Genomic DNA, 24,572 nt, shown 5'->3' on the forward strand with positions numbered 1-24,572 from the left:
CGAGAATTCGCAGCTTCGCACTTGCACAATAATATCCCGCACTGCAAAATAAACGCGGCGGGAGACGAAGCGGTTCCGGTACGGCGATCCCGTGCTGGCCTCGAGTTGCGAAAGACGGGCATGACCGACATCTCCGCGACCGCCGGTGCCTTGCCACGGGCCTCAGAAGACAAAGCGGCACGCGCAAGGCTGGCCTATCTCGATGGTTGGCGCGGCCTGTCGATCGCCCTGGTGCTGATCGGCCATTTCTTCCCGGTGCCGGGAATCAATCTCGGCGTGCTCGGCGTCGAGTTCTTCTTCGTGCTCAGCGGTCGGCTGATGGGCGAAATCCTGTTCATCGAGCGTTATCCGCTGAAGAAATTCTTCAAGCGCCGCTTTTCGCGCATCTATCCCGCGCTTGTGGTGTTCGTGATTGCCGCCATGATCGGCCTTGCCGGGACCTTCATCATGTTTAAATGGAGGGCGGCGCTGACGGCGCTGACCTTCACCTACAATTACGCCGGCATCTTCATCAACCGGGCCGGCGCGCTCGACCATATCTGGTCGCTCTGCGTCGAGGAGCACTCCTATATCCTGCTGGCGCTGATCAGCGTGATGGTCACCGGCAGGGCGAATGTCGTGCGGCTTCTGGTCGTGCTGGCGCTGCTGGCAATGGCCAACGGCGCCATTTCGTATGGGCTTCTCGGCATGAGCTACGAGACCACCTACTGGCGCACCGACGTGCACATCGCCTCGATCCTGCTATCCGCCGCGATCTGCCTGCTCAAGGCCGACGGCCGCCTGCCGGCTTTCCTGAAGAGCCAGCATGTGGCGCTTGCAGCCGCAATTGCCGGCGTATTGCTGTTCCTCGATCCGGTGCCGACCCCGATCCACTATCTCGTCGCCGTGCCGCTGCTGGCGCTTGCCGTCAACACGCTTGACTTCGCCGGCGGCTACCTGACGGGGCTGCTGTCGTCGCGGCCGATGGTCATGCTCGGCCTGTGGTCCTACTCGCTCTATCTCTGGCAGCAGCCTTTCTACAAATTCGTCGATGAGCGCGGCAGCGTGCCGGTGCCGATGCTGGCGGCCGTGTTCGCCTGCGCGCTGGCGAGCTATTACATTGTCGAGAAACCGGCTCGCGGCTGGCTCAACCGCAACTGGTGAGGTCAGGCCTTGCCGTTCCTCCGAGCGGCGAGATAGCGGCGAAGTCCGGCTTCGCCGCGCGGCGTCGTCCAGCGATGGTTCCAGGCGAAGGCCGGTCTCAGCAGTGGCGCCAGCAGCTTGAGGATCGGCCTCTCGACGGTGACCTGCCAGACCAGGTCGACATGCGTGCCGCTTCCGAAAGGAGACAGCTCCGCTCGCCAGAGCCCGTCGAAATCGCCAAAGGTTTTTACCACCACCAGCCGGCCGGGTATGAGCTCGGCAGCCTCGATGATAAAGTTCAGCTCATAGGGCAGGGCGCCGCGCGCTCTCGCCCTGGCGCGGGCGCCGACAACGCCCTTGCCCTTCTTGTCGAGCGGCTCCACCTCCTTATAGGCATCGCCCCACCAGAGCGGCAGCAGTTCCGCGTCCGACAGCACGTCCCAGACTTCCTGCGGCGTGCCTTCAGGGATGTTCCAACTTTCGTCGAAGCGGAAGACATTGCTCGCCATGATGTCGCGCCCCCAGCCAGCCGAGCGGTTATATTAGCTTCGGCTTGTTCTTCTGGCCAGCAGCGTTCAAGTGTGTTCAGGTGGCGATTGGTTTTGCCCAATAGCGCACCGATTTCTTGCCGCCATGGATCACCGCATCGCCGACTTCGGTGAAGCCGAGCGCGGCGTGGAAGGCATCTGAAGCCGGGTTGGGCGGATCGGCATTAACCTCGCATGTGACGATCGTGTGGCCGGCGCGCCGCGCCTGCTCGAACAGATCCTCATAGAGGCGGCGGGCGTGGCCGCGGCCGCGCGCCGCGGCGGCGACCACCACGCGGTCGACATAGACGAAGCGCCGATAGCGCTCGCGGAACCAGAGGAAGTTCGGGCTGTCGTAATCTGCGTCCTGGTCGAAGCATAGGATGAAGGCTTCGAGCGCGCCGATGCGGCGGGTGTAGAAAGCCTCGCCGAGCAGGAATGAAAGCCGCTCCGGCTTGAGCCAGGACAACTCCGCCGCATGCTCGTTGTTGAGCGCCAGGATGACGGCCTCGTCGGCGGGCGAGATCTGTTCGATCGGCGGCAATTCCTTGCTCATTGTTTGCGCCTTTAGGCTCTCGCGGCCGCGATCGTCGTCGCCACCAGGGCTTCGTCAGTCACCGTGTTGCGGTATTCGCGGTCGAGATCGGTGCCGCCCATGCCGACATTCGGGTTGCGGTAGCGCATGGCGCTCGGCACGTCCGCAAGGGCTGCAAAATGCATCTCGGTCAGCCCGGTCCGCCTGCGCACCTCGCCGATGGTGTCGGGCGCCAGCGCCCCGCAGCCGAGGATAATGATGCGATCGCCCGCCAGGCGCACGAGCTCAGTCAGAAGCTCCATGCCTTCGACGGCCGTGTCGCGCTGGCCGCTGGTCAGCACGCGGCCGACCTTGCAGCGGATCAGGGCTTCGAGCGCGTCGGCCGGGTCGCGCGTCATGTCGAAGGCGCGGTGGCAGGTGACATTGAGCGGGCCGGCGGCCGCAACCAGCGCGCTCATGCGCGCCTCGTCGATGGCGCCGTCAGCGGTCAGGCAGCCGACGACGACACCGGCAACGCCGAGCTCGCGGAGCGCCTCGACATCGGCGAGCATCGAGCGGTATTCGGCCTCGCTGTAGAGGAAATCGCCACCGCGTGGGCGCACGATGACATGGAAGGGAATGGTCGCGCTTTCGAGCGCGGCGCGCACCGTGCCGAGGCTCGGCGTGATGCCGCCCTCGATCAGGCTGGCGCAGAGCTCGACCCGGTCGGCGCCGGCGGCCTGCGCGGCAAGCAAACCGTCAATGCCTTCGACGCAGATCTCGATCAGGGGTTTTTGCGTGTCCGCCACCGTTTTCCATCCATGCTTTCGAGGAGATGTCCTGCCCTAGCATCGGGCGTGTCGCCGCGAAAGCCGCAACCATCGGTCCAGCCATCAGAGCCGCTTGACAATGCATAACTGCAAAGTTATGGGTAACTCATAACTGGAAAGTTATGTATTGGTACGGGCCTGTCGGCCGCACTTACCTGAGGAGACGGATGATGGAAGCAAGATTGAAGAACCCGGTGATGCTCATTCCCGGCGCGCTGCAGGCGCTCTTGGCGCTCGACAAGTCGACCGAAGCCGGCGACGTGCCCTATGTCACGCGCAAGCTCATTCACCTGCGCGCCAGCCAGATCAACGCCTGCGCCGTCTGCGTCGACATGCATGCGCGCGAGCTGAAGAAGGCTGGCGAGAAGGATGAGCGGATCTTCGCTGTGTCGGCATGGCGCGAGACGCCTTATTTCACCGATGCCGAACGCGCGGCGCTTGCTCTGACGGAGGCCGCGACGCGCCTGGCCGACCGCTCGGACGCGGTGCCCGACGACGTCTGGGACGAGGCGGCGCGCCACTATGACGACAAGGCGCTCGCCGCTTTGGTGATCCAGATCGCGCTGATCAACGCCTTCAACCGCCTCAACGCCACCACGCGGCAACCGGTGGGTGCTTGGGGGTAGGCACAATGGGCCTCCGTCGAAGGGGAGGCCTTCTCGCCTTCAGCCCTACTGCTTCAGGATCGTGTTCTTGGCGCCTTGCTCGACCTGGTCGATCACCAACAGCTTCACCGGATCGGCGCCGATATTGGTCGCCTGATGCCATTGGCCGATCATCTCGATGATGAAGTCGCCGCTCTTGTAGGTGTTGGCGACACCGGTCTCGACATTGGTCACCTTGAGCGTGCCTTGCTCGACATAGGCATAGCGCGGGAAGGGGTGCTTGTGCACCGGAAGCGTCGTGCCAGGGGCGATCTGATAGGCAGAGACCTGAACCTCTACGTTCTTTTGCGGCAGTGTGATCGGCTGGCCGGACGCGGTCGTCGTCTTCGACGCCAGCGGCGTCACCACGACCGGCGTGTTCGAGCTGTCCAGCGCGCTCGCGCTGGTCGTGAAGAATGCCGCCGCCAAAAACAGCGCCGATGCCGTGATGTTACGCATGAGATTCCTCCAGAGATCGCCAGCTTGGCGCGGAGGACGCTAAGGCGCAAGCTCGGGACAATGGAATAGCTATCGTTTCGCTGGCGCCTGTTTGGGCGGCCGCAGCAAGAGGGCAAACGGCACCAGCACTGCCGTTGCAATCGCGCAGTAAAAGAAAACGTCGACATAGGCGAGCAGCGAAGCCTGCCGGCCGATCTCCTGGCCGATCCAGCCGACTGCCTGCTGCCTGGCTTCGACCAGCGGAGAGCCCTCGGCAACGAAATGGTTCGTCACCTGGCGAAGCGTCTGCTGATAGGTATCGCTCGACTGCGCGGTGTGGCCGACCAGCACCGACTGGTGGAATTGGGCGTTCTGCGCGATGACCGTGTTGGATAGCGATACGCCGATGCTGCCGCCGATGTTGCGGGCAACGTTGATCAGCGAGGATGCCTGGTCGGTCTTTTGTGGCGGCAGCCCGACATAGGCTGCGGTCGAGATCGGAATGAACAGGAACGGCAATCCGATCATCATGAAGACGCGAGCGTAGGCGAAGAAGCTGAAGCTGGCGTCGGGCGTCAGCGAGGTCGTGTGCCAGAGCGCGACCGCGACCACCGACATGCCCAACATGATGAGATAGCGCGGCTGGATGACACCGGCCGCAAAGCCCGAGATCGGCATCAGCATGAGCATAGCAATGCCGCCCGGCATCATCGACAGGCCGGAGAGCGTGGCGGTGTAGTCGAAGGTCGTCTGCTGCAGTTGCGGCAAAAGCTGCGTGGTGCTGAAGAGCACGGCGCCCACCGCCATCATGACTAGGAAGGACATGCCGAATTGCCGGCTGAACAGCAGGCGGATGTCGACGATCGGATCGCGCCTTGTCCACTCCCAGGGGACCAGCAGCAGGAACGATACCGCCGAGATCACGGCGAAGGTGGTGATGAAGGTCGAGGCGAACCAATCGTTGCGCTGACCTTCGTCAAGGAAGACTTCGAGGCAGCCGAGCGCCATCGCCACCAGGATGAAGCCGATCCAGTCGACCTTCAGTCCCTTGCTCAACCGCTCCTGCCGCTCGCGTTCCAGGATGTCGGGCTCGATCACCAGCCATTGCACGAGCGCCAGCGACATGATGCCGAACGGCACGTTGATGAAGAAGATCCAGTGCCAGGAGAAATTGTCGGTCAGCCAGCCGCCGATGGTCGGCCCGACCGTCGGCGCGACGATCACCGCGATGCCGTAGAGCGCAAAGGCCTGCGAACGCTTTTCGGGCGGAAACGTGTCGGCGAGGATCGATTGCTCGCTTGGCGCCATGCCGCCGCCGCCGAGCCCCTGCAGGATGCGAAAGGCGATCAGCGTCGGCAGGTTGGGCGCCAGCCCGCAGAGCAGCGACGACAGCGTGAAGGTCGCCACGCAGATCATGTAGTAGCGCTTGCGGCCGATGATGCTGGTCAGCCAGCCGCTGACCGGGATGATGACGGAGTTGGCGACGAGATAGGTGGTGATCACCCATGTGCTCTCGTCCATGCCGGCGGCCAGGCTGCCGGCAATGTTGCGCAGCGCGACATTGGCGATCGAGGTGTCGAGCACCAGCATGAAGGTCGCGATCGAGACGACGATGGCGATCAGCCAGGGGTTACGGCCGCCGGCCGCCGACCGGCTCTGGTCACCCCGGGCTGTTGCGGCGGCATCGCTCATCGTACCTTGACCGTCGGCACCACCGACATGCCGGGACCGACATACACGCCGGGCGGCTGGTCGAAGACGATCTTGACCGGCACGCGCTGCACCACCTTGACGAAATTGCCGGTGGCGTTTTCGGCCGGCAGCAGGCTGAACGCCGTGCCGCTGCCGGCCTGAACGCTGTCGACATGGCCATGGAAGGTCTTTTCCGGATAGGCGTCTATGGCGATGTCGACGGGCTGGCCCGGCCGCATCAGGTCGAGCTGCGTCTCCTTGAAATTGGCCTTCACCCAGACGTCGGTGGGCACGAACATCATCAGCACCTGGCCGGGCTGCGCATAGGTGCCTTTCGCCGCTGTGATGCTGGTGGCATGGCCGGCGACGGGTGAGGTGACGGTGGTGCGGGTGAGGGTGGTCTTGGCCTGGTTCTCGGCGGCCTCAGCCTGACGAAGCTTGGCCTCGGCGCTCTTGCCTTGCGCCTGCAGAACGGCGAGCTGGCTTTTCGCCGCCTCGGCATTGGCGTTGGCGGCGTCCAGCGCCGCCTGGTCCTGACGCAAGGTCGAAGTGGCCTGCTGCGCCTGCTGCTGCGTTGCCGTGCCCTTGGCCAGGAGCTCGCGGTTGCGCTGGTCCTCGGATTTGGCGAATTCGAGCGCCGCCTGAGCCTGCGCCACCTGCTTGCCGGCGGCATCGATCTTGGCGTTCTGCGCCTGGGTCTGCGCCTGCACGTTGGCGATCTCGGCCCGCGCCGCCACCACGCCGGCTTCCGCCTGTTTGAGCGAGGCCCGATAATCGCTGTCGTCGATGCGCAGAAGCACGGCGCCGGCCTCGACCGGCTGGTTGTCGGTGACGGCGACATCGGTGATGCGCCCGGCAATTTCCGCGCCAACCGTCACCGTGCGGGCGTCGATGAAGGCGTCGTCGTCCATTCATACTGCCGCGCGTTGATCCACCAGACGACCACGGCCGCGATGACCAACAGGATGAGGATGGCGACGATCGCGGCTATGTAGGGATGGCGTCTGATGAGGCCGGGTTTGTTGCTGTCGGACCGACTGTCATTCGCCTGCGTGTCTTGCGCGCGCTTATCGTCCGCGCGCTCATTTTCCACGCGTTTTTCGTCGCCCGGCGGGCGTCGATCGGAGCGGGGCTGAGCCCGCGTTTCTTCGGCGGGAGCGGTTTCGCGCTCTTTTCTTTCAGTTTTGGCGTCCATGGGAACGGGTCCCAGATATCGTTGGCCCCCTCGCAGGAGGGTCAACGAGCGGTTTCCGCAAAGGTTCCTGTCGCCGGGGACCGACCCGACCGTCAGCCGGCCATCCAGCCGCCATCCACCATCAGGTTGATGCCGGTGACGTAGCTCGCCATGTCGCTGGCGAGAAACAGCGCCGCGCTCGCCACGTCGTTCGGCTGCCCGAGCCTTGGCCAGGGTGTGCGACGGCGCGAATAGTCGAGCGCATCAGGGTCGTTGGCGACGCCCGGCTTGCCGGTGATGATCTTGCCCGGTGCGATGGCGTTGCAGACGATGAGGTCGTCAGCATGGTCGACCGCGATCTGGCGCGTCATCTGGACGATACCTCCCTTGCTTACGGAGTAGGGAAAATCGCCGGGGCAGGCGACCATGCCGTGCTGCGAGGAGATGTTGATGATGCGGCCGCGCACCTCGTTGACCGGCGCCTGGGTGAGCATCTGCGTGACGGCCCGTTTGTTGCAATAGAAGAACCCGGTGAGGTTGACGCCGATGACGCGGTTCCACTGTTCCGGCGTGGTCGCGATCAGGTTGGTGCTGGTGTAGATCGCGGCGTTGTTGACCATCACATCGAGCCGCCCGAAGCGATCGACGGTTGCGCCGACAAGCGCGTCGACGGCGCTCCAGTCCGAGATATCGGTTCTGACATAGATGGCTGTGCCGCCGGCCGAACGGATCATGTCGACGGTGGCTTGGCCGCCCTCGATAGGCTGCTCCACCGTGTCGGCGACGACGATGTTGGCCCCTTCGGCGGCGAATTTCAGCGCGATGGCGCGGCCGATGCCGGAGCTCGCTCCGGTGACGATGGCGGTTTTGTCTGCGAGCAAGGCCATGAGGCTTCAGTTCTCCTGGGTGACGATCTTTCCTTGCGCGGCGCCGACCAGTTTTCCTTCGCGCACGATCTCATCACCGCGCAGGAAGACGCTGATCAGGCGCGCTTTTGCGGTCCAGCCGTTGAAAGGCGTATAGCCCGCCCGCGATACCTGATCGGCATTGGCGACGGTGCTGGATTGGTGAGGGTCTAGAATGAGCAAATCGGCATCGTAACCGACGGCGATCCGCCCCTTGCGTAGGCCGAGGCCGAAGCGCTCGGCCGGATTGGTTGAGCACATACGCACCAGGTCGGACAGGGCGATAAGCCCCTCGTCGACCAGCCTCAGCATGGTCGCAAGCAGCGTCTGCAGCCCCGGCATGCCGCCCGGGATGTCAGCGAAAGCCGCGTAGGGCGCCGCCTTCTCGGCCGGCGCGTGCGGGGCGTGGTCGGTGGCGACGATATCGATCAGCCCGGCGCTCAGCGCGGCGCGCAGTGCGTCGACGTCGTGTGCGAAGCGCAAGGGCGGCGAGGCCTTCAGGTTGGCGCCCTGCGTTTCGTAATCTTGCGCCGTGAAGAACAGGTTCTGCGGCGTCGTTTCTACGCTGGCGTCGGCCATGCCGCGCAGCCGGCTCCAGGTCTCGACGCCGAGTTCGGAGTTGATCTGGCGGACATGGATCCTTGCCTCGGTCGAGGCGGCGGCAACAAGCGCCCGCGCGATGCCATTGGCTTCCGCGAGCGGCGGCCGGCTGTCCAGGAATGCGGCGATGGTGCCCGAGCGATCCCGCTCCGTGCTGCCGGTCAGGATCGACTGGTCGCCGGGCGAGATGCCGATCATCGTATCGGCGCCGGCGAACGCCTTCAGAGCTTCGGCGACGTTGTCGAGCGTTGCGAACAGGAAAGCGTCCGGCACGTCGGCGGTGAACAGCTCGAAGGAAACCGGGGCGTGGTCGAGCAGGCGAGGGATGAGCGACAAGTCCCGGCTGACCACGGCCTGCAGGCCGACATCGACATGGATGCGGTTTGCGGCGGTCGCCATCTTGTCATCGAGTTGCTCGGCCGTGGCCGTCCAAGGCTCGTCGGTCGGCATGTCGAGCACGGTGGTCACGCCACCGAGCGCCGCCGCATGGGTTCCGGAGGAGAAATCCTCCTTATGGGTCAAGCCGGGGTCGCGCAGATGCGCATGCGCATCCACAAGACCGGGCAACAGAAAGCTGCCGGAGGCGTCGACAACTGTCCTGGCTTCGGCGGCTTCGCCTGGCGCGACGATTGCGGCGATCCTGCCCGCGGCAATGCCGATATCGCCGCGGCTGAGGCCATCGGCGTTCACCACCGTCGCGCCGCGGATCAGCGTCTCCAACATCCCTCAGCCGCGCTGTTCGAAGCGGGCATGGTTGGCGTGCCAGAAGCGGGCGATGTCCTCGCGGCGCATGAAGGCGGCGCCGTTGCTTTGCTGGACATGCTCGATGACCTCACGCAGACCCGAGGCGCGGTTGGGCTGGCCCGTCCAGCGGGCGTGAATGCCGATGGTCAGCATGCGGCCGCCGGTCTCGTCCGCCTCGTCGAGCATATAGTCGATGGCCGAGCGGCAGTCCTCGGCGAAGTCGCGCGGATTGCCGTAGCCGGGCGCCACGAGATAACGGCTGTCGTTGAGCGCCTTGGAGTAAGGGACAACCAGGATCTCCGTGCCGCGATGGTCGAGGAAATAGGGCAGGTCGTCGTTGCAGGGATCGGAGTGGTAGAGGAAGCCGCCTTCCTCGACCAGAAGATCGCGCGTGTTGACGCTGGGCAGCGAGCGGCAGTTCCAGCCCAGAGGCCGCTTTCCCAGCAGCTTCTCGTAGAGCGCGATCGCCTCATGCAGATGGTGCTCTTCCTCGGCTCGTTCCATCGTCGTGTAGTCGATCCAGCGCAGGCCATGTCCCATCAGGTCATGTCTGCGCGCTTTCATCCACTCGACCAGAGGCGGGTTGCGCTCCAGCGCAACGGCGCAGGCGGAAAAGGTGACCGGAATGTCGTAGCGGTCGAACAGCCTGGCCAGGCGCCAGACGCCTGCGCGGCTGCCATATTCGTAATGCGTCTCGGTGCCGAGGTCGCGCACCGGCATGCTGCCGGTCAGATTGTATTCGCCCCAATTGTCGTTCCGGCCGTCCTCCAGCCAGTTGTACTCCGACCCTTCCTCGTAGTTGAGCACGAGGTTGACGGCGAGCTTGACGCCGCCCGGCCAGGTGACGAAGGGCGGGTGCGGGCCGTAGCCGACAAAGTCGCGCGGCTGCTGCGCTTGCTGCGGATCGGTCGGCATCGGCTGGTCTCCTCTGATCTCGTCGGCTTCAGTTCTCGTTGGCGGCGATCCAGTCCATGTAGGCGTGGAAGGCTTCCTTGCCGGGGCGTGGCCGCCATGCTGTGTCGCGCATGATGCGGGCGATGTCATAGGCGCCCCACATGCCGCCTTTCAGCGTCACATCCTGGACGATATTGGCGTCTTCGCCTGACGTCACCTCGGCCTTCAGCCCCGGCACGCGCTCCCTTGCCCAGCCGATGATCTCGCCGATGGTCTGGCTGGAGCCGGAGCCGATATTGTAGTGGCGGTAGTTGAGGTGCTGAGCATCGATCAGCGCCAGGATCGCGGCGGCAACGTCGGTCGAGCTCAGGTAATCGCCGACGGGCTCGAGGCTGTTCGGCCTGATCGTCTCGCCGGCCAGGGCCATATGCGCCACGCGGTTGGGAACATGGCGAAAATCGCGGCTCTCGGTGGCGCGGTCCATCGGACCGTAGACGGAAGCAAGCCGCACCGAGACCGCCGACAGGCCGAACAGGTCGGCATAGCGGTTGGTGACCATCTCGGAAGCGAATTTCGAGATGCCGTAAAGCGTCAGCGGCGCGACATAGCCATCCTCCGGTAGCGGCTCGCCGCTCCAGTCGGGGCCGTTGTGGCGGTAGACGGAACCGGAACTGACATAGATGAAGCGCTTGATACCCGGTCTTGCGCGCGCCCAGTCGAGCATCCGCACGGTGCCCATTAGATTGACGTCGACGATGCGAGCGGGGTTCTCGGCCTCCGGCTGGCGTTTTGCCTCCGAGGCGCTGCCGCGCGAGATCGGCGTGATCGTCGCGCCATGGACGATCGCCGTGATGCCTTGCCTGTCGAGCGTCGCTGACCAGACCTCCAGGTCGAGAATGTCGGCGGAAATCACCGTCAGCCGATCGCGCACCGGCGCGAAATGCTTTTCGGCCGCCGCGTCGAGGCCGGACCGGTCGAGGATCACGGCGCGGGCTTCGGGGTCGCGATCCAGCCATGCGCGCGCAACCACGCTCATGACGAAGCCGGTGCCGCCGGTGACGAGCAGGGTCATGGGAACTCCTTTGAAAACACGGGTTCAGCGCGTCGCATAGCCGCCATCCACGAGCATGTCGGATCCGGTGACGAAGGAAGCGTCGGAGGAAAGCAGGAAGGCCGCTGCCGCGGCGATCTCGTCTGGCTCGGCGATGCGGCCGAGCAGGTGCGCAGGCCCGAGACCGGCATTGGCCGCCTCGAAATCGGAAAACCGGCGCAGCAATCGCGTCGTGGCAACCGCGCCCGGCGACAGGCTGTTGACGCGGACCTTGTCGGGCGCGTGGTCGACTGCCATCGCCTTGGCCAGGTGGATCAGCCCGGCCTTGGCGGCGCAATAGGCGACCGCCCTGGTGGTGGCGACGCGCCCGAATTGCGAGGCGATGAAGACGACGGAGCCGCCGCCGCTGGCAGCGATCAGCGGCACGGCGAACTTGCTCATCAGGAAAGCGCCGGTCAGGCCGACATCGATCTCGTGCCGCCATGCGCTCTCGTCGAGATTGACGACGGTGGCGCTGGTCGAGGACGCCGCCGCGTTGTGCACCAGCCCGTCGAGCCGGCCGTATTTTTTCTCGGCGAAGTCGACGGCTGATTTGGCGGAGTCAATGTTCGTCACGTCGCACTGGCAAGCGGCGGCGGAAGGCCCGAGCGCGTCAGCGAGTCTTGTTGCCGGCTCCAGATCGTAGTCGGCGCAAACGACCTTCGCCCCTTCCGCGATGCAGCGGCGGGCAATCGCAGCCCCAATGCCGCTGGCGGCGCCGGCGATCAGGATGACGCTGTCTTGCAGGCGGTTCTTGGCTGGATTCGTCATCAGACCTGCTCCTCTATGGCCTGCAGCGTCGCCGTGGTGACTGGACGGCGCAACAGATTGTAGCAGGCAGCGAGCGTGACCAGCACGGCGCCGCCGCCCAGAAGCAGGAACATGGCCGGCGCGCCCATATGCTGCATCAGGCCGGCGGAAATGCCGGGCGTCGCCACATTGCCGATCGAATAGAGCAGGAGCAGCGTGCCGGACGCGCCGACCATGTGCCGGCTGTGCAATTGCGAGGCGCCGAACGCCATCGCCACCGGATAAACGGTCAGCGCCGTGCAGCCATAGACGAAGAACAGCACGAAGAGCAGCGGCACCGAAGAATTGCCGAGCCAGGCGATCGTGGCGCAGAGCGTGACCGACAGGATGCCCTGGACAAGCAGTATGATGCGCCGTTCAAACCGGTCCGACAGCCAGCCGACCGGGGTTTGCGCCAGCATGCCGGCGATGCTTACGGTGGTGACCAGCCCGACCGTCGTCGCCGCCGACAGGCCGATCTGCGTGCCATAGATCGGCGTCAGCACGAAGATATTCATGTTGGTGATGCCACCCTGGAAGATGGCGACGACCGTCACCGGCGCCAACCGGAACAGCGCCATCGGGCCGAGGCGCTTGACCGGTCTTGCTGAATTCGCGTGCTCCGGATCGGTGGCAGGCAGTGCCGGCCAACGTCCGCCGACAAATTTGGAGACCAGCGCCAGCAGCACCGTCGCGGCCGCGACCAGGAAAAGATGTGGCGATTGCGGGCCGACCAGGCCGACAAGAACCTGTCCGAGCAGCACGGCAATCGCCGTCGTCAGCATGTAGAGCGAAAACAGCACGCCGCGATTGTGCTGCTCGGCGTAGAGGTTGATCCAGCTCTCGCAGACGACGAAGAGCGACGCCATCGCCATGCCGCCGAGCAGGCGGAAGCAGATCCAGCTTGGCAGGAAATCGGTGAAGACGAAGCCGCAAGCCGCCAGCAACGCCAGCACCTGGATCACCACGAAGGTCCGCTCATGGCCGTATTGCGCGACCGCCGGGCGGGCCACCAAGCATCCGACGAGGAAGCCCACTGGGTAGGCGGTCAACACGATCTGCACGACCTGGGGAGACATGCCGGGCTTGCCGAGATGCAGCGATACGGCGGTGGTCAGCATGGCGCTGCCGATACAGGCCAGGCAGACGCCGACCAGGATCGGCAGCATGGCGCGGGAGCGCTCTGCATTTTGCCAGAGCCGCGCCGCGGATTGAGCGATCGACCTCATGGATGCGGCTGCAGTGGCTCCCCTGGCGTGACCGTTGACCGACGGCAGCCCGAGAAGAAGCTACACTCTAGCGTGGTTGCCACAAACGAAGATTGACGCGGCTATGGCTAAAATTTTTTTGGCCATGCCCGCGAAGGAAAGCGGCTTCTTGGCTTCCGCCGGGCTTTACAGCCGTTTTGCACCCTCCTTACCATAGGCAAAAGCCAAGAACCGGGAACCTGCGGAAGGGAACATCATGACGATCGAACGCCTGGAAAACGGCCAGCGCTTCTGCCGGGTGCTGCGCTACAACGGCACCGTCTATGTGGCCGGCCTGACCGCCGATGACCTTTCGGGCGACACCACCAGCCAGACCAGGCAGATCCTCGCCAAGATCGACGCGCTTCTGGCCAAGGCCGGCAGCGACAAGTCGAAGCTCTTGAGCGCGCAGATATGGCTCCGCGACATCGCCGACTTCGAGATGATGAACACGGCCTGGGACGCGTGGATCGACCGCAGCGCCATGCCGGTGCGCGCCACGGTGGAAGCGCGGCTTGCCGGCGACCAGTATCGCGTCGAGATCATGGTGACGGCGGCTGTCGGTTGAGCCGGCCGGCAGGGGTAAGCCGATGCATGAGCTGGTGATCAAAGGCGGGCGCGTGGCGCTCGACGACGGCTGGGCCGAGTGCGACGTCGGCATCGACGGCGGCCGCATCGCCGCCATCGGCAAAGATCTCTCCGGCCAGAAGTCGATCGACGCCGGCGGCCGCTGGGTGATGCCCGGCGGCATCGACGCGCATTGCCATCTCGACCAGCCGGTCTGGGGCGGGGCGGGCAATGCCGACGATTTCGAATCCGGCACGATCTCCGCTGCCTTTGGCGGCACCACCTGCATCGTGCCGTTCGGCATGCCCGGACAGGACATGACGACCGTTGGTGCCATCGACCGGGCGCTGGAGCGCGCCGCGGGACGCGCCGTGATCGACTACGGGCTGCATGCCGTGGTCACCATGGGCACCGGCGCCGATGTCGAAGCGCAGCTTGAGGCGCTTGCCGGGCGCGGCATCGCCTCGGTCAAGCTGTTCATGACCTATCAGGGTTTTGCCGTCGACGACGATTTGTTCTTCAAAGTGCTCGACGCGGCAAGGCGCCTTGGCTGGATCGTCATGGTCCATGCCGAGAACGACGCCGCGATCCGGCGCACGCGGCAGCGGCTGATCGATCTCGGGCGCACGGACATCCGCTACCACGTCGTCGCCCACAGCGAGACGATGGAGCGCGAGGCGACGCATCGTGCGCTGGCCTTCGCCGAAATGACCGGCGCACGCATGACCATCGTGCATGTATCGTCCTGGCAGTCGGCGGAGGAGGTGGCGCGGGCGAAAGCGCGCGGTGTGGCCGCCATCGCCGAGACCTGTCCGCAATACCTTTTCCTGGGCGCGGGCGATCTTAACCGCCCGGCAATCGATGCCGCGCGCTTCGTCTTTTCGCCGCCGCCGCGCTCGCCGCACAGCCATGAGCACCTGTGGCAAGAGCTGATCAATGGCGGCATCGACCTCTGGTCGTCCGACCATTCGCCATACTATTTCGCGGACAAGATCGGCCGTTCCGAAACGCCAGGCTTCACCACGACGCTGAGCGGCATTCCCGGGATCGAGACACGGCTGCCGCTGCTGTTTTCGGAAGGGCTGCTCACCGGCCGGCTGACGCTCGAGCGCTATCTCGACCTGACCTCGCGCAATGCCGCCTCGACCTACGGTTTCGCCGATCGCAAGGGTCGCGTTGCCGTCGGGCTCGACGCGGATCTGGCGCTGTGGGATCCGTCGACACGCTGGACGATCGGGCACGCGGCGCTGCATTCGCGCGTCGATTTCACGCCTTATGAGGGCAGGGTCGTTACCGGCAAGCCGACCACGGTGCTGGTGCGCGGCGTGCCGGCGGTCGCCGACGGCAAATTGCAGGCGCGGCCGGGCTTCGGACGCTTTGTCCAGCGGACTGCGGCAGATCCGGCGCATCTCAGAAAACCAGTCGAGGATTGGACGCCATGGCTCGATGCCTGACCATCGCCGTTTGCCAGACCGGGCCGATCCAGCGCAGCGCCTCGCGCGCCGAGACGGTCGGGCGCCTGGCGCATCTGCTGGAAAAGGCAGCGGCTTCCGGCGCCGAGATTGCGGTCTTTCCGGAAATGGCGCTCACCACCTTCTTCCCGCGCTGGCGCATCGACGGCCAGGCCGAAATCGACGCCTTCTTCGAAGCCTCGATGCCAGGCCCGGAGACGCGGCGGCTCTATGACGCGGCGGCGCGGCTGAAGGTTGGCTTCGCGCTCGGCTACTGTGAGCTTGCGCAGGAGGACGGCCGCACGCGTCATTTCAACACGATGGATCTGGTCGGGCCGGACGGCGGCTTCATCGGCCGCTATCGCAAGATGCATGTGCCGGGTTCGAGCGAGCCGGAGGCGGGCACGACCACGCATCTCGAACGGCGCTATTTCGAACCGGGCAATCTCGGCTTCCCAGTCTTCGATTATCGCGGCGTTCGCGTTGGCATGGCGATCTGCAACGACCGCCGCTGGCCGGAGACCTATCGCATGCTCTGTCTCAACGGCGCCGAGGTGGCGCTGCTCGGCTACAACACGCCGCTGCTGCTCGACGAAGCGCCGGCGCTGGCGCATCTACGCATGTTCCACAACCACCTGCCGATGCAGGCCGGCGCCTATCAGAACACGCTCTGGATCGGCGCCGCCGCCAAGGCGGGACTAGAAGACGGCCAAGCGCTGATCGGTGGCTCCTGCATTATCGCGCCGACGGGTGAGATCGCCGCGCAGGCGATGTCGCTCGACGACGAGGTGATCGTGCACCGCGCCGATCTCGACCTGATCGAGACATGCCGGAAGGTGAATTTCAACTTCGCGCTCTATCGCCGCCCGGACCAGTACAAGCGCATCTCGGATCCGGTCTGACATCGATGGGCCCGATCGAGACCAGATGCAGCCAGGACACAGCGCCGCTTGGGCCCGATCCGCTGTCGCTCGGGGAGATCATCGAGAATGGTCTTTGCATCGGCTGCGGCCTCTGCCGGTCGATCGCCGGTCCCGGTGACGTCGAGATGGTGACGACGCCCGAAGGGCGCGAGCGGCCGGTGGCGTTGCGAGCGTTGGACAAGCCGACACTGGCGAAGATCAACGCCGTGTGCCCGGGAACTCGCATCGCCGGTCCGCTGCCGGCGCAGATAAGCGAGGCTGCGTTGGCAGACACGGTCTGGGGGCCTGTCGAGCGTATCGTGCTTGGGTCCGCCGGCGATCCCACGGTCCGGTTTGTCGGCTCCGGCGGCGGGACCCTGACGGCGCTCGGGCAATTCCTGCTCAACTCGGGGCGGGTCAAGTTCGTGCTGCATGTCGCGGCCTCGCGCTCGATGCCGATGCGCACGGAACGCAGGCTGAGCTTCGACGCCGCTTCGGTGCTGGAAGGCGCCGGCTCGCGCTATGGGCCGGCGGCGACGCTGGTCGATTTCAACGACATCCTCGATCGCGGCGAGCCGTTCGCGCTGATCGCCAAGCCCTGCGACATCACCGCCGTGCGCAACCTGGCACGGCTCGATCCCCGCGTAGACGAGCACATGCGCTACGCTCTCGCCTTCGTCTGCGGCGGCGCCTCGGACCTGACCAAGTCGGAGCAGGTGCTGCAGCGTTTTGGCCTCCGCGAGGACGAGTTGTCTTTCTTCCGCTACCGGGGGCACGGAAACCCGGGCCTCAATCGGATCGAAACCAAGGACGGCCGCGCTTTCGAGATCAGCTACCGGCAGCTCTGGGAAGACGAGGACAAATGGATGATCCAGCCGCGCTGCAAGATCTGTCCCGACGCGATCGGCCAGGTGGCGGACATCGCGGTCTCGGATGCCTGGCTGAACGGCGGACCGGCGGTCGAGGACGAGGCGCTCAACGGCATCATCGTGCGCACGAAGCGTGGGCTGGAGCTGTTCGACGCGGCTGTCGAGGCTGGCGTGCTGCGGATCAAGCGGGAGAGCGGTATTGCCGAGATCAGCGAATTGCAGTCGCATCAGGTGCGCAAGCGGCGCGCGGTTTGGGCGCGGCTGAAAGGCATAACAATCGCCGGCAAGCCGGTGCCTTTGGTCACCGATCTCGCATTGCGGGATTGCGCCTTGCAGAACTCGCCGGCCGACAATCTCGCCGAAGGGCGAGGCGCTCGCGATCGCGCGCGGCGCGGCCGGCTGGGCGAGCCGCCTGCCGTGCCGCGCGGACCAGTTTTGGGGGATCCATGAACGAACAAACCGACGTGATCATCATCGGTGGTGGCATGGCCGGCGCGGGTGCGGCCTTCGAGATTTCGCGCGACAGGAAGGTTGTGCTGCTCGAGCGTGAGAGCCATTGCGGCTACCACACCACGGGACGGTCGGCGGCGAGCTTCACCGAGAATTACGGCAATGGCGTCATCCGTCGCATCGTGCTCGCCAGCCGCGCATTCCTGACCGAGCCGCCGACAGGTTTTTGCGATTATCCACTGCTCAGCAAGCGTGGCATGATCACCGTGGGGCGTGCCGACCAGCTCGACCTGTTGCACGAGGATCTGGCGGCGGCGCAGGCGCTGGTGCCTTCGATCGTCGCGATGACGCCGGACGAGGCGATCGCGCGCGTGCCGGTGCTGCGCCGGGATTATCTCGCCGGCGCGTATATCGAACCGCATTCGATGGATATCGACGTCAACGGCCTGCACCAAGGTTTTTTGCGCGGTGCCCGGGCGCATGGCGCACGCATCTTGACCAAGGCCGGTGTGAGAGGCATCGGCAGGCAGGGCGGCCAATGGCGGGTCGAGACGGAAGCGGGCACATTCCTTGCGCCGCTGATCGTCAATGCCGCCGGCGCCTGGGGCGACGAGATCGCGCTGATGGCGGGCGTGCGCCCGGTCGGCCTGCTGCCGAAACGCCGCACCGCCTTCAACATCCCGGCGCCGGCCGGTCTCGACATCAGCGACTGGCCGCTGGTCAACGATGTCGGCGCGGAGTTCTATTTCAAGCCGGATGCCGGGCAGCTGTTCGTGTCGCCGGCCGATGCCACGCCGTCTGAGCCGATGGACGCCTTTGCGGAAGACATCGATGTCGCGATCGGCGCCGAGCGTCTCGAACGGGCGACCACGATCGAAGTGCAGCGCGTGTCGCGTTCCTGGGCGGGCCTCAGGACCTTCGTCGCCGACGGCTCGCCGGTGGTCGGGCCTGATGACGAGTTTGCGGATTTCGTCTGGCTGGTCGCACAGGGCGGCTACGGCATCAAGACGTCGCCGGCGCTGTCGCGCGTTTGCGCCAGCCTGATCGCCGGACGCGGCCTGCCGGACGATGTCGCGAGGCAAGGCGTGTCGCTGGACGATCTCACACCGCACCGGCTGCGCAACGTCTCGCCCGAGGCCAGCAAGGTTGCGTCATGAACAGCGCCGTCCTGACGGCTGGAGGCGAACTGGCCGGGCGCATCCTGGATGCGCTCGCTGACGCGACGACCGATGCGCCAGGCATTACACGGGTCGCCTATGGACCCGGCGAGCGCTTCGCCCATGATCTCGTGCGCAATGAGGGGGAAAAGGTCGGCGCCATCGCTCGCACCGATGCCGCCGGCAATCTCTATCTGACGCTGAAAGGCCATGACCCGGATTTGCCGGCGATCGTCATCGGCTCGCATCTCGACAGCGTGGCGCATGGCGGCAATTTCGATGGGGCCGCAGGCGTCGTGGCCGGTCTGGCAGTGATAGCCGAGCTGGTCGCGCAAGGCATCCGATTGCCGCGCGATCTGATCGTTCTGGCGACGCGCGCGGAGGAGGCGGTCTGGTTTCCGCTGTCCTATCCGGGCAGCCAAGCTGCACTCGGTTTGCTGGAGCCGCAAGCGCTCGAAGCGAAGCGTTCCGACAGCGGCCACACACTGGCCGAGCACATGCGCGAGGAAGGGTTCGACCCCGATGCCGTGCGGCGCGGCGTGCCAGGCATCGATGCCGGCCGGATCGCGGCCTTCATCGAAGTGCATATCGAGCAGGGACCGCGCCTTGTCGCCGCCGGTGCGGCGGTTGGCATCGTCACCGGGATTGCCGGCGGGTTCCGCTATGTCGACGCCAAATGCCTTGGCGCTTATGCCCATTCCGGCGCCGAGCCGCGCTTCGCCCGGCATGACGCCGTGCTCGGCTTTGCCGATCTGGTCGCCGCGCTCGAGATCGAATGGGATGCGCTCGAACGCGAAGGGCATGAAGTCACCATCACCTTCGGCCGCGTGCAATCCGATCCGACACAGCATGGCGGTAGCCGCGTGCTCGGCGAACTCGGCTTCACGCTCGATGTGCGCAGCGCCGAGGCAGCCGTTTTGGAGCGGATCGAAGCGAGGCTGCGAACCATTCTCGGCGAGATCGGCAGCAAGCGCGGCGTGACCTTCGAGCTTGGGCCGCGCTTCACCTGGGAACCGGCGACGATGTCGCCGGCGCTGATAGCGGGCTTGGATCGTGCCGCGGCCGAACTGCAGATGCGCGCACCGCATGTGCCGAGCGGCGCCGGGCACGACGCGGCGACCTTTGCTGGCGCCGGCATTCCGACCGCCATGCTCTTCGTGCGCAATGAGAATGGCAGCCACAACCCGCATGAAGCGATGGAGATCGCCGATCTCGATCAGGCGATCCGGCTGCTCCTGCGTTTCGTCACCGATTTCGACAATCCCCTGGATCAGCCATGAACCTCGCCAAGGCCGCCTTGCTCGTCATCGACCTGCAGAATGAATACCGCCCCGGCGCGGCTTGGCCGGTGGTCGGCTATGATGCGGTGCTTGTCAACACTGCCCAGTTGATCGAAGCCGCCCGCAAGGCGGGCCTGCCGGTCATCCATGCGCAGGCCTGGGTAAAGCCGGAAGAACGCGACGGCTATGCCAGGCAAGAAGAGATCCTGACCGAGGAATTCCGCTCCGCCGTCGCCGGCAGCGAGGGGGCTCAAATCTGCGCCGAGGTGGCGGCGCTGCCGGGCGACATCGTCATCCACAAGCACTGGCCGAGCGCCTTTCGGAGGACCGATCTTTCGCAGCGGCTCGCCGTGCTCGGGGTTGAGAACCTGATCGTCGCGGGCGTGCTGACCGATAGCTGCGTGACCGCAAGCGTCTTCGACGCGGTCTACCACGGATTTCGCGTCTGGCTGGTCAAGGACGCCTGCGGCAGCATGACGGAAGCCATGCACCGCACCGGCATGCTCGACATGGCGAACCGGCTTTATGGCGGTGGCATCCTTCGTCTGCCCCAGGCGCTGAAGGCGCTTGCCGGGCAGCCTTTCGACGGTTGGCGCTGCACGCGGCCGGTGGAGTTCGCCTACACGCTGGAGACGGTCGATAGGATTTACGAGGCGCTGTGATCGGCGCCGCAGCCGCATGCGCCTCTGACGGTCGGTTTTGAAGCCGATGGTTTCAGAACCAAACCCGGCAGCGCGCCGGTCGCCCTGCCGCCGCGCCACACCGATACGCCGTTGACGAAGACATGCTCGATGCCGGCGGCGGGCCGGCGCGGCTCCTCGAAAGTGGCGGTGTCGATGATCGTCTCGGGATCGAAGACGACGAGGTCAGCGAAATTGCCTTCGGCAAGCAGGCCGCGTTGCGCGATGCCGAATTCCCGTGCGGGCAGGCCGGTCATGCGGAACACCGCTTCCTCGAGAGTGAGCAGTCCGATGTCACGCGCGTAGTGCCCGAGCACGCGTGGAAACGTGCCCCAGAGGCGCGGATGCGGATGGATGTCATGCGGCAGGCCGTCGGAGCCAATCATCGTGCGCGGATGGGCGATGATGTTGCGGACATCGTCCTCGTCGAGCTGGAAATAGACCGCGCCGGCAGGCAGCAGGCGCTGACCGGCATCGCGTTCGGTGCAGTTCCATTCGCGCGCGATGTCCGCGATCTCGCGCCTGGCCATCTCCGGATGCGGATCGGACCAGGTGATCAGGATCTTCAGCCCGGTGTCGCAGCGTTCCAGCCGAAGCACGGTCGAGCTCGCGGCATAGGGGTAGACATCCATGCCGATGTCCATCGTCTCGCGCGCCCGGTCAATCCTTTCCAGCGAGGGCCGGCTCTTGCCGAAATTGGCGCGGCCGGTGCACTGGTGGTGCGAGATGAACAGCTTGCCGCCAGCATGGTCCGCGATGTCGATCGCTTCCTCGATCGCTTCGTCCATCGTCTCGAAATAGTTGCGCGTGTGGGTGACATAGGGGCCGCCGAGGCTTGCCGCCGTGGCGGCGAGGGCCTTGACCTCTTCGGTCGAGGAGTTGACGGCCGGCGGATAGTCGAGGCCGGTGCTGAGGCCGAACGCGCCTTCCGCCATCGCTTCGGCGACCGCTTCCTGCATCGCCGCCGTTTCCGCTTCATTGGCCGGCCGGTCGGTCACCGCCATGCAGCGCTGGCGCAAAGTGGTGTGCCCGACGAGCAGGGCCGCGTTGGTGGCAATGCCGCGGCGCTTCAGCTCGGCGACATAGTCGGCAAAGCGGTCGAAGCGGAAATTCTCGCGGCCGCCGACCAGCGTGAAGGGCGGGGGCGGGGTCTTGTCGAGCAGCAGCGGCGCGAGGCTGACGCCGCAATTGCCGGCAATCACCGTTGTCACACCCTGGCTGATCTTCGGGTCCATGCCGCGCGGGGCTAGCAGCGCGCCGTCGTCATGGGTGTGCACGTCGATGAAGCCCGGCGCGACGACCTTGCCTCGCGCGTCGATTTCCTCAACGCCTTTCGCATCGCCGAGCCGCCCGATCGCCGCGATCCTACCGCCGGTGACGGCGATGTCGGCCTCGAACGGTTTCGAGCCATCACCGGCAATCAGCGTCGCGTGACGAATGACGAGATCGTAAGGCATTAAACGAATTTCCTAAGCTTCCGGATTGGCCGCGATCTCCTCGCGGCGGCGCGCGACATAGGCGTCGAGCTCCTCGCGGATCGTGGGGTCCATCACCGGTTCCTCGTAATCGTGCAGCGCCTGCTGCCAGAGCTCGGTCGCTCGCTCCAGCGCGTCCTTGCCGCCGGCCTCCTCCCAGGCGCCGTGGTTCTGCCAGTTGGAGAGCATCGGCTGGTAGAAGGCGGTGGTGTAGCGCGACATGGTGTGCTCGGCGCCGAAGAAATGGCCGCCGGCCGGAACCGACTTGATCGCTTCGAAGCCGAGGTCGTCTTCCTGGAACGGTAAGGGCCGCAGGAACTCCATCATGTTCTGCAGGATCTCGACGTCGAGCACGAGCTTCTCGTAGGACGCGGTCAGGCCACCCTCCAGCCAGCCGGCCGCGTGGTAGATGAGATTGGCGCCGCCGAGGACCGCGCCCCAAGTCGCCATCTCGGTCTCATAGGCGGCCTGCAGGTCGACGACGTTGGAGGCATTGGCGTTGGAGGTGCGATAGGGCAGGTTGTAGCGGCGCGCCAATTGCCCGGCGATGATGTTGGCCTTGGCGTTCTCCGGCGTGCCGAAGGCGGGCGCGCCGGACTTCATGTCGACATTGGAGGTGAAGGCGCCGTACATTACCGGCGTGCCGGGACTGACGAGCTGCGTCAGCACCACGCCGAACAGCGCCTCGGCGTTCTGCTGGCAAAGTGCTGCGGCAAGCGTCACCGGCGTCATCGCGCCCATCAGCGTGAACGGCGTCACGGTGACCGGCTGGCCATGCTCGGCCATGGCGATCAGGCCTTCCGCCATCGCATCGTCGAATAGGCGCGGCGAGTTGATCGAGATGATCGTGGTAACGCCCGGCGAAGCGCGCATCTCTTCGACAGAGATGCCGCGCGCGATCGCCATCATGTTGATGCCGTCCATCGCCCTGGCGCGGCCGATCGCCGTGCAATGGAAGGAGAGGTCGCTCAGCGTCAGATTGGCGTGGTAGGTGTCGAGATGGCGCGAATTGGCCGGCAATTCGATCGGCGCCACCACCTGGTTGCCGATGATGTGGATGGCGTTGAAGTGGTGCGCCAGCCGGATGAAGTTCTGGTAGTCGGGGAGGTTGCCTGGACGGCGGCCGTTGATGCGGTCATGCACGTTGGGCGGACCGGCGACCAGGCCGAAGACCAGCGAATTGCCGCCGAACTCAACCTGCTTGTCGGGGTTGCGGCTGGTCAGCGTGAAGGAGGAGGGAACGTTGCGCAGCGCCTCGGCGACGATGCTCTCGTCGATGCGGATGGTGTTGCTCTCTCGGTCGACGATGGCGCCGGCCTTGGCGAACAGGTCCATCACCTTCTCGCTCATGACCCGGATGCCGAGTTCGGACAGGATGCGCATCGACGTCTTGTGCAGCTGATCCATGCGCTCCTCGTCGAGGAGCTGCATCGGCGGGTAGGGGTTTCTCACGCTCTGCCACGGCAGTTGCGCAATACCGCCGCCGCTGCGCCCAAGTTTCGATCGGCGGCCGCCGCCACGTCTGTCCTGTGACATCGGATTATTTCCTCCCGGCTTTCAGTACCCGCGTTCCGGATTGACCACATTCTCCAGCGGCTCGCCTTTGCGGTAGCGCGCCAGATTGTCGGCGAACATGTGCACCGACTTGATGTCCCAGCCGTCATAGACGGCCGCGCAATGCGGCGTGACGGCGACGTTGTCGTAGCCCCAGAGCGGATGCTCCGCCGGCAGCGGCTCGGTCGCGAAGACATCGAGGGCCGCGCCCCTGATCCGCCCCTTGTCGAGCGCGCTGAGCAATGCGGCTTCCTCGACGACGCCGCCGCGCGAAATGTCGATGAGCACGGCGGAGGGTTTCATCGCGGCGAAGACGGCCTCGCCGAGCAGCCCGCGCGTGGTCGGCAGCAGAGGCACGCAGCAGACGATGAAATCGGCGCGGCCGATCAGCGCCAGCAGCGCGTCGGGACCGTGAACCTCGTCGAGCGAAGGCATCGGCTTCGGCCGTGCGCGGACGCCAAGCGTGTGCAGGCCCATCGCCTGCGCACGGCGCGCGACGGCTTCGCCGGTCTTGCCGAGGCCGAGGATCAAGACGGTCTTGCCCTCGATCGGCTCGACGCGGCCGCCGCCCCATTGGCGGGCCCGCTGGCGGCGCTCGAATCCGCGCAGGTCGAGCGAGAAGGAGAGCATGGCGCCAAGCGCATATTCGGCCAGCATGCCGGCGGCGACGCCGGCCGAGTTCGTCACCGTGACATGCGTGGGATCCCAGCGCCCGAGATGGTCGGTGCCGGAGCCGCCGATCGACACCCATTTTACCGTCGGGCTCTCGACAAGGGCCTGGCGCGGATAGCGCGGCGTGCCGTCGAAGCGGATCGAATAGACCACCTCGGCGCTGGTCTGCTCGATCAGCGCGGGAAGGCCGGCATAGGTATCGCAGGCATGGACATCGAGGTCCGGATGCGTCTCGGCGAGCACGGCAAGCGCGCCGGCCGGCTTGTCGGTGTGCAGGATGATTGTTGGGCGCGCCGACATCGCTA

25 protein-coding genes are annotated in these 24,572 nt (G+C 65.6%); 9 read left to right on the forward strand and 16 right to left on the reverse strand.

Annotated features, from left to right (window positions below):
* Positions 1 to 120: 120 nt before the first annotated feature.
* Positions 121 to 1,143, forward strand: coding sequence for an acyltransferase (locus EN852_RS07635; RefSeq protein ID WP_127874161.1), 1,023 nt, complete (start codon positions 121 to 123; stop codon positions 1,141 to 1,143).
* 2 nt (positions 1,144 to 1,145) lie between these two features.
* Here EN852_RS07635 and EN852_RS07640 read toward each other — a convergent pair whose 3' ends face one another.
* The 3 genes from EN852_RS07640 to EN852_RS07650 all read right to left on the reverse strand — a co-directional run bounded on the left by EN852_RS07640 (position 1,146) and on the right by EN852_RS07650 (position 2,972).
* Positions 1,146 to 1,631, reverse strand: a complete 486-nt coding sequence (locus EN852_RS07640; protein WP_127874160.1) for an SRPBCC family protein — start codon at positions 1,629 to 1,631, stop codon at positions 1,146 to 1,148.
* A gap of 76 nt (positions 1,632 to 1,707) precedes the next feature.
* Complete coding sequence (locus tag EN852_RS07645) at positions 1,708 to 2,205, reverse strand: GNAT family N-acetyltransferase (protein ID WP_127874159.1); 498 nt, start codon at positions 2,203 to 2,205, stop codon at positions 1,708 to 1,710.
* A gap of 11 nt (positions 2,206 to 2,216) precedes the next feature.
* A complete protein-coding gene (locus EN852_RS07650) occupies positions 2,217 to 2,972 on the reverse strand; it encodes a copper homeostasis protein CutC (protein ID WP_127874158.1) in 756 nt (251 codons plus the stop codon).
* 191 nt (positions 2,973 to 3,163) lie between these two features.
* On the opposite strand from EN852_RS07650, the gene EN852_RS07655 reads away from it, so the two are divergent.
* Positions 3,164 to 3,619 (forward strand): carboxymuconolactone decarboxylase family protein, encoded by a 456-nt coding sequence (locus EN852_RS07655; RefSeq protein WP_127874157.1) that lies wholly within the window; start codon positions 3,164 to 3,166, stop codon positions 3,617 to 3,619.
* Between the two features lie 45 nt (positions 3,620 to 3,664).
* Here the strand turns inward: EN852_RS07655 and EN852_RS07660 are convergent, their stop codons facing one another.
* The 10 genes from EN852_RS07660 to EN852_RS07700 all read right to left on the reverse strand — a co-directional run bounded on the left by EN852_RS07660 (position 3,665) and on the right by EN852_RS07700 (position 13,192).
* Entirely contained in the window at positions 3,665 to 4,096 is a 432-nt protein-coding gene (locus EN852_RS07660) for a cupin domain-containing protein (RefSeq protein ID WP_127874156.1), read from the reverse strand.
* A gap of 69 nt (positions 4,097 to 4,165) precedes the next feature.
* Positions 4,166 to 5,767, reverse strand: a complete 1,602-nt coding sequence (locus EN852_RS07665) for a DHA2 family efflux MFS transporter permease subunit (protein ID WP_127874155.1) — start codon at positions 5,765 to 5,767, stop codon at positions 4,166 to 4,168.
* Positions 5,764 to 6,678, reverse strand: a complete 915-nt coding sequence (locus tag EN852_RS07670) for an HlyD family secretion protein (protein ID WP_246694205.1) — start codon at positions 6,676 to 6,678, stop codon at positions 5,764 to 5,766. Before EN852_RS07670 ends, EN852_RS07665 begins: the two co-directional genes overlap by 4 nt.
* A complete protein-coding gene (locus EN852_RS42215) occupies positions 6,642 to 6,962 on the reverse strand; it encodes a hypothetical protein (protein ID WP_246694206.1) in 321 nt (106 codons plus the stop codon). The genes EN852_RS07670 and EN852_RS42215 overlap by 37 nt, the downstream gene beginning before the upstream one ends.
* A gap of 92 nt (positions 6,963 to 7,054) precedes the next feature.
* Positions 7,055 to 7,828 carry a glucose 1-dehydrogenase gene (locus EN852_RS07675; protein WP_127874154.1) on the reverse strand — a complete coding sequence of 258 codons (774 nt, stop codon included), beginning with the start codon at positions 7,826 to 7,828 and terminating at the stop codon, positions 7,055 to 7,057.
* A gap of 6 nt (positions 7,829 to 7,834) precedes the next feature.
* Positions 7,835 to 9,169, reverse strand: a complete 1,335-nt coding sequence (locus tag EN852_RS07680; RefSeq protein WP_127874153.1) for a dihydroorotase family protein — start codon at positions 9,167 to 9,169, stop codon at positions 7,835 to 7,837.
* 3 nt (positions 9,170 to 9,172) lie between these two features.
* A complete protein-coding gene (locus tag EN852_RS07685; RefSeq protein ID WP_127874152.1) occupies positions 9,173 to 10,105 on the reverse strand; it encodes a polysaccharide deacetylase family protein in 933 nt (310 codons plus the stop codon).
* A 28-nt stretch (positions 10,106 to 10,133) separates the two neighbouring features.
* The gene (locus EN852_RS07690; RefSeq protein WP_127874151.1) at positions 10,134 to 11,156 is read right to left on the reverse strand and encodes an NAD(P)-dependent oxidoreductase; all 1,023 of its coding nucleotides are present in this window, start codon (positions 11,154 to 11,156) and stop codon (positions 10,134 to 10,136) included.
* A 24-nt stretch (positions 11,157 to 11,180) separates the two neighbouring features.
* Positions 11,181 to 11,945, reverse strand: coding sequence for an SDR family oxidoreductase (locus EN852_RS07695; protein WP_127874150.1), 765 nt, complete (start codon positions 11,943 to 11,945; stop codon positions 11,181 to 11,183).
* Positions 11,945 to 13,192, reverse strand: a complete 1,248-nt coding sequence (locus EN852_RS07700) for an MFS transporter (protein WP_189545768.1) — start codon at positions 13,190 to 13,192, stop codon at positions 11,945 to 11,947. The genes EN852_RS07695 and EN852_RS07700 overlap by 1 nt, the downstream gene beginning before the upstream one ends.
* Before the next feature lie 235 nt (positions 13,193 to 13,427).
* On the opposite strand from EN852_RS07700, the gene EN852_RS07705 reads away from it, so the two are divergent.
* From EN852_RS07705 to EN852_RS07735, 7 genes are read left to right on the forward strand one after another with little or no spacing between them, the layout of a single operon-like run.
* Positions 13,428 to 13,778 carry a RidA family protein gene (locus EN852_RS07705; protein ID WP_112127495.1) on the forward strand — a complete coding sequence of 117 codons (351 nt, stop codon included), beginning with the start codon at positions 13,428 to 13,430 and terminating at the stop codon, positions 13,776 to 13,778.
* A gap of 22 nt (positions 13,779 to 13,800) precedes the next feature.
* Positions 13,801 to 15,231, forward strand: coding sequence for a dihydropyrimidinase (hydA, locus tag EN852_RS07710; RefSeq protein ID WP_127874149.1), 1,431 nt, complete (start codon positions 13,801 to 13,803; stop codon positions 15,229 to 15,231).
* Positions 15,216 to 16,130 carry a nitrilase-related carbon-nitrogen hydrolase gene (locus tag EN852_RS07715; RefSeq protein WP_127874148.1) on the forward strand — a complete coding sequence of 305 codons (915 nt, stop codon included), beginning with the start codon at positions 15,216 to 15,218 and terminating at the stop codon, positions 16,128 to 16,130. Before hydA ends, EN852_RS07715 begins: the two co-directional genes overlap by 16 nt.
* Positions 16,131 to 16,135: 5 nt before the next feature.
* Positions 16,136 to 17,449, forward strand: coding sequence for a Coenzyme F420 hydrogenase/dehydrogenase, beta subunit C-terminal domain (locus EN852_RS07720; RefSeq protein WP_127874147.1), 1,314 nt, complete (start codon positions 16,136 to 16,138; stop codon positions 17,447 to 17,449).
* Positions 17,446 to 18,606, forward strand: a complete 1,161-nt coding sequence (locus EN852_RS07725) for an FAD-binding oxidoreductase (RefSeq protein WP_127874146.1) — start codon at positions 17,446 to 17,448, stop codon at positions 18,604 to 18,606. Before EN852_RS07720 ends, EN852_RS07725 begins: the two co-directional genes overlap by 4 nt.
* Positions 18,603 to 19,886: a Zn-dependent hydrolase gene (locus tag EN852_RS07730; protein WP_127874145.1), complete on the forward strand. Its 1,284-nt coding sequence runs from the start codon at positions 18,603 to 18,605 to the stop codon at positions 19,884 to 19,886. The genes EN852_RS07725 and EN852_RS07730 overlap by 4 nt, the downstream gene beginning before the upstream one ends.
* Entirely contained in the window at positions 19,883 to 20,548 is a 666-nt protein-coding gene (locus EN852_RS07735) for an isochorismatase family cysteine hydrolase (RefSeq protein ID WP_127874144.1), read from the forward strand. Before EN852_RS07730 ends, EN852_RS07735 begins: the two co-directional genes overlap by 4 nt.
* Here EN852_RS07735 and EN852_RS07740 read toward each other — a convergent pair.
* Genes EN852_RS07740 through EN852_RS07750 form a run of 3 tightly spaced genes read right to left on the reverse strand, consistent with a single transcriptional unit; the run spans position 20,533 to position 24,567 of the window.
* Positions 20,533 to 22,023 carry a D-aminoacylase gene (locus EN852_RS07740; RefSeq protein ID WP_127874143.1) on the reverse strand — a complete coding sequence of 497 codons (1,491 nt, stop codon included), beginning with the start codon at positions 22,021 to 22,023 and terminating at the stop codon, positions 20,533 to 20,535. The genes EN852_RS07735 and EN852_RS07740 overlap by 16 nt on opposite strands.
* Before the next feature lie 12 nt (positions 22,024 to 22,035).
* Entirely contained in the window at positions 22,036 to 23,577 is a 1,542-nt protein-coding gene (locus EN852_RS07745) for a trimethylamine methyltransferase family protein (RefSeq protein ID WP_127874142.1), read from the reverse strand.
* Between the two features lie 21 nt (positions 23,578 to 23,598).
* Entirely contained in the window at positions 23,599 to 24,567 is a 969-nt protein-coding gene (locus tag EN852_RS07750) for a D-2-hydroxyacid dehydrogenase (RefSeq protein ID WP_127874141.1), read from the reverse strand.
* Positions 24,568 to 24,572: the final 5 nt, after the last annotated feature.

Origin of the sequence: Mesorhizobium sp. M2E.F.Ca.ET.209.01.1.1 (genome assembly GCF_004010375.2) — a bacterium.
Lineage (GTDB): Bacteria > Pseudomonadota > Alphaproteobacteria > Rhizobiales > Rhizobiaceae > Mesorhizobium.